Here is a 3,653-nt window from a genome sequence, read left to right as displayed (position 1 = left end):
CCCCACCCCCACGCCGTCGCCGACCCCGAAGCGCGACCTGAAGTTCACGCCCGTGCCGACGCAGAAGCCCACGCCGCCGGTTCCACCGGTCGGGGTGCTGGCGCCGTAGCCATGGCTCGCCACGAAGGCCAGGTGACGCGTCGGCTTGCGGAGCTCACCGGAACCCGAGCGGAGGACTGGTTCCTCGTGTTCCAGGCCCGCTACGGCATGCTGCAGACATTCGCGGCGCTCGCGGCGCACAGGCCCGGGCGGTCGGTGGTGACGCAACTGCTCACCTGCGCCACGGCCGTGGATCCGATCCTCGTCGCGGGATTGAGTCCCGGGTACGCCGAGGTCTCGCCCGACACGTTGTCGATCGATCCGCAGCGACTCGCGCTTGATGAGGGTGCCGGCGCGGTCGTGATCCAGCACACCTTCGGCATCGTTGACGACGACACTTCCCGACGCGTCGCGCGCGCCGCCCGCGACGTCGGTGCGCTGGTGTGCGAGGACAGCGCCCACTGCGTGGGCCGGATGGCGCACGGGGAAGACGGCACGCCCCTGGCCGACGTCTCGTTCCACTCCTTTGGCGTGGAGAAGATGCTCCCCACCAAGTTCGGCGGCGCGGTGTGGGTCAGCCCCGAGCTTGGTGACCCTGAACTTCGCGCGGCGATCGTCGAAGGCCTGGCCGGCCTCACGGCGCCGAGCGTCCGCCTGCGCTTCGCCGCGCGTACGTACCGGTACCAGCTGGCGCTCGTGAACCGGCTTCCAGGGGCGGTGCGTTCACCGTTGCGGACGATGCTCATCAGGGCGGGCCTCTTCGCTCCCGCTGTGGCGCCGGAGGAGACCGCCGGCGGGCTTGCACACGGCCCGGCCTCACCGAGCCGATGGGTGATGAAGAGCGTCGCGACCCAGTTGGAGCACATTCTTGACATCGAGCGCCACCGCGTCGCCGCCGTCCAGGCGTACGTGGGGACGCTTGGCGCGGAACTTGCTCTGCCCGTCGGGGTGTGCACCGGTCAACCCCTGGTGCGATTTCCCTTCTTGGCTCCCGCCGACGTAGACGCCGACGCCGTGATCGCCGCTCTGCGTGGCCGCGGCATCGTCGCCGGAAGTTGGTATCGCCCGGCGCTGTTCCCCGGGGTGGCGGACCCCGCGGTCTATGGCTACGCCCCTGGTGACAGCGCCGCGGCCGTGACGGAGGACATCGTCGCCCGCATCGTCAACCTGCCGACCAACGTCTCCGCCGACCGCGCGCGTGGAATCGCGCAGGAGACCCTCGAGGTCATCGATTCATGCCGCGGTGGGCGTGCTTGATGGTGCTGAGCGAGTAGCGCAGGTCCACGCGCACCACGTTCACCAGCCGCCTCAGGCTCATGTCGGGTCGATACCACAGGGTGTGCTTGGCGCCCTTGCGTCCCGCCGCACGCACCCGGGACCGCAGGCCGCGGGGCGCGTAGATGACCGCGAGCGGGTAGGGCAGGTTGAGCCACAGGCGTTCCTGCGTGGTCGCCGCGTACGTCAGGGGCGTTCCGTAGATCCAGTCGCGGACGATCCGTTCGGGGATGTTGCCGCCCGCAGCCATCGCGTAATACGACGTCGCCCCTTGGCGCAGGTTGAGCTCGAGCACCTTGCTGACGCCGTCGCGGCGGTCGTGCATCACATCGAAGTTGGCGCTTCCGGTATACCCCACCGCGTTGAGCAGCGTGCCAAGAGAGGTGGCCAGGTCCGGATCGTCCACCGCGAGGATGGCGTTGTTGTTGCCCACCATGGTCGGGTCGTGGTCCGCGAGCACCACCTGGCCCACGGAGACAAACGTGAGCCGGCCGTTCCTGTCGGAGTACGTGTTGGCCACGCGCATCACGGACTCGTCGCCCTCGATGTACTCCTGGACGATGAGGTCGTCGTCGTACCCGGCCGCGAAGATTCGCTCGGCGACCTCGCGGACCGCGGCGGCGTCGTTCAGCAGATACACCTTCTCCTTGCCCTCGAAGCTGAGACGCGGGTAGACGTCGGTGTTGGACGGCTTGAGGATCACGGGGTAGGCGAACGGCAGATCCGTGCCGACACTCGCGTCTCCGTGTGCATGCGGCGCGAGGACGACGCTGCGCGGGTGGGGCACGCCGAGCGCGTCGCACGTCGCGTAGAAGTCGGTCTTGTTGATGAGTCGGTCCGCGAGCGCGCGATCCACGAGCGGGATCACGAAGCGCTCGCCCAGTTGCTCGCGATGGTCGATCAGCACGTTGACGTAGTACTCGACCGTCCCGATGAGCAGCAGGGTGCGTCCGGGGAACTCGTCCGCGAGCGCGAGCAGGTGGCTGACCACCGCCTCGGGGTGGTCGAACTCCCGCGACGCTCGCACGTCCACGATGCGCGAATGGGAGGTCTCCCGCAGGGCGACCCTGCCGAGTGCCAGACTGCGCACGCCGAAGGCCTCGTGGAGGCTGCGCGCAATGTTGTAGGCGCCCACGCCGGTGCCCAGCAGGACGGGAACGAAGTCGTCGTTTCCGTAGGTCATCGGCGCCCCTGGACCAGTCTCTTTGCCGCGAGCGCCCACGTCAGGATGCGGTATGTCAAGGGTTTGACCGGCACGTCCCACGCCGGATCCACCGGCGTGGTCTGGTCGGCGAATTGGAGTTTGAACTGGCGCACTCCCATCAACTGCGGCGCCTTAGCGGAACCCACGCCCATCATGTCGTAGCGGGTGCCGCCCTCCGCCTTGAGCGAGATCAGGATGTGCCACTTGAGACGCAGGGCCGCGTTGGTCTCGAAGCCCTCAAGGTTGGACCCGCCGTAGTAGTCCTGGCCCACTCCGTCATAGAACGTGGACAGCACCCACGACACCGCCCGACCTGGGGCGCCCTTCCCGTCCGTCCCTGCAGCGTCGGTGCCTGCAGCGTCGACTCGTCGTGCCACGAACAGTCGCGCCGCGTCCCCCAGCGTCGTGAGCATGGAGAAGTAGACGTCGGCGGGGTAGATGCCGAAGCCGTCGCGCTCCGCGGTCTCGCGGTAGATGCCGTAGAGCTCCTCGAAGCCCTCGCGGGAGATGTCGCTTTCCTCGCTGAGCGCGAAGCCCTCGTCGCGGAGCGTGCGGCGCAGCTTCTTGCGCCCCGTCTTGCCCATGGCGAGCATGATCTCGTCCTCCGCCGGCGTCAGATCGACCTCGACCGTCTCGTCGTACGTGACCGACTGAAGCAGCGGGCGCACGTCGGCGGCGTCGTGATGCATGTGGAGACGCACGAACGCGATCCGCGGGGCCTGCTTCGCGATGTACGCCCGCAGGGCCACGCGAAGCGCCCGTTCCGCGTCGGCTGTGGGGGTCTCGAGCCAGATGGGACCGTGCTTCGCCCACAGATAACTGAAGCCCCTGCCGGGATACTCGGAAAGCGCCACGACGGCGACGGGGCGGTCGTGCGCGTCATACGCCGCGAGCCGACCCCACGGCGAACGCCCTGCGATCGCCGCGTCGAAGGCGTCCCACACGGGAGCCTGTTCGACGGGGACGGTGTGGCCGGCGTCGTGAACCATGGTCTCGAAGGCGTCGCCGGCGATGGGTTCCAACCGGAGCGCCGTGAGGGAAGATGTCACGCGTTGAGCCTACTTGTCGAGTCACATCGGGGTCCGTAGTGCCTCATGTCAAGATGCTCGCGAAAGTTGGGTGCGTGCCTCACCTG

The 3,653-nt window shown here is 68.4% G+C and carries 3 protein-coding genes; 1 reads left to right on the top strand and 2 read right to left on the bottom strand.

Annotated features, from left to right (window positions below; genetic code table 11):
• On the top strand, positions 1-1,296 hold a 1,296-nt coding region (locus QZZ29_RS10900; protein ID WP_291383224.1), incomplete at its 5' end, for a DegT/DnrJ/EryC1/StrS family aminotransferase.
• On the opposite strand, the gene QZZ29_RS10895 is transcribed toward QZZ29_RS10900, so the two are convergent.
• Together QZZ29_RS10895 and QZZ29_RS10890 are read right to left on the bottom strand one after the other, a co-directional pair.
• Positions 1,265-2,497 carry a hypothetical protein gene (locus QZZ29_RS10895; RefSeq protein ID WP_291383223.1) on the bottom strand — a complete coding sequence of 411 codons (1,233 nt, stop codon included), beginning with the start codon at positions 2,495-2,497 and terminating at the stop codon, positions 1,265-1,267. The genes QZZ29_RS10900 and QZZ29_RS10895 overlap by 32 nt on opposite strands.
• Positions 2,494-3,567 (bottom strand): peptidoglycan bridge formation glycyltransferase FemA/FemB family protein, encoded by a 1,074-nt coding sequence (locus QZZ29_RS10890; protein ID WP_291383222.1) that lies wholly within the window; start codon positions 3,565-3,567, stop codon positions 2,494-2,496. The genes QZZ29_RS10895 and QZZ29_RS10890 overlap by 4 nt, the downstream gene beginning before the upstream one ends.
• Positions 3,568-3,653: the final 86 nt, after the last annotated feature.

The organism is Demequina sp. (assembly GCF_016278765.1).
Classification (GTDB): Bacteria; Actinomycetota; Actinomycetes; order Actinomycetales; family Demequinaceae; genus Demequina.
The sequence above is the reverse complement of the archived record's forward strand: the minus strand, read 5'-3'. Positions and strand labels throughout refer to the sequence as shown.

Excerpts from the sequence above, each read along its gene's own strand:
- QZZ29_RS10895 (WP_291383223.1), bottom strand. The coding sequence starts at position 2,497 with ATGACCTACGGAAACGACGACTTCGTTCCCGTCCTGCTGGGCACCGGC.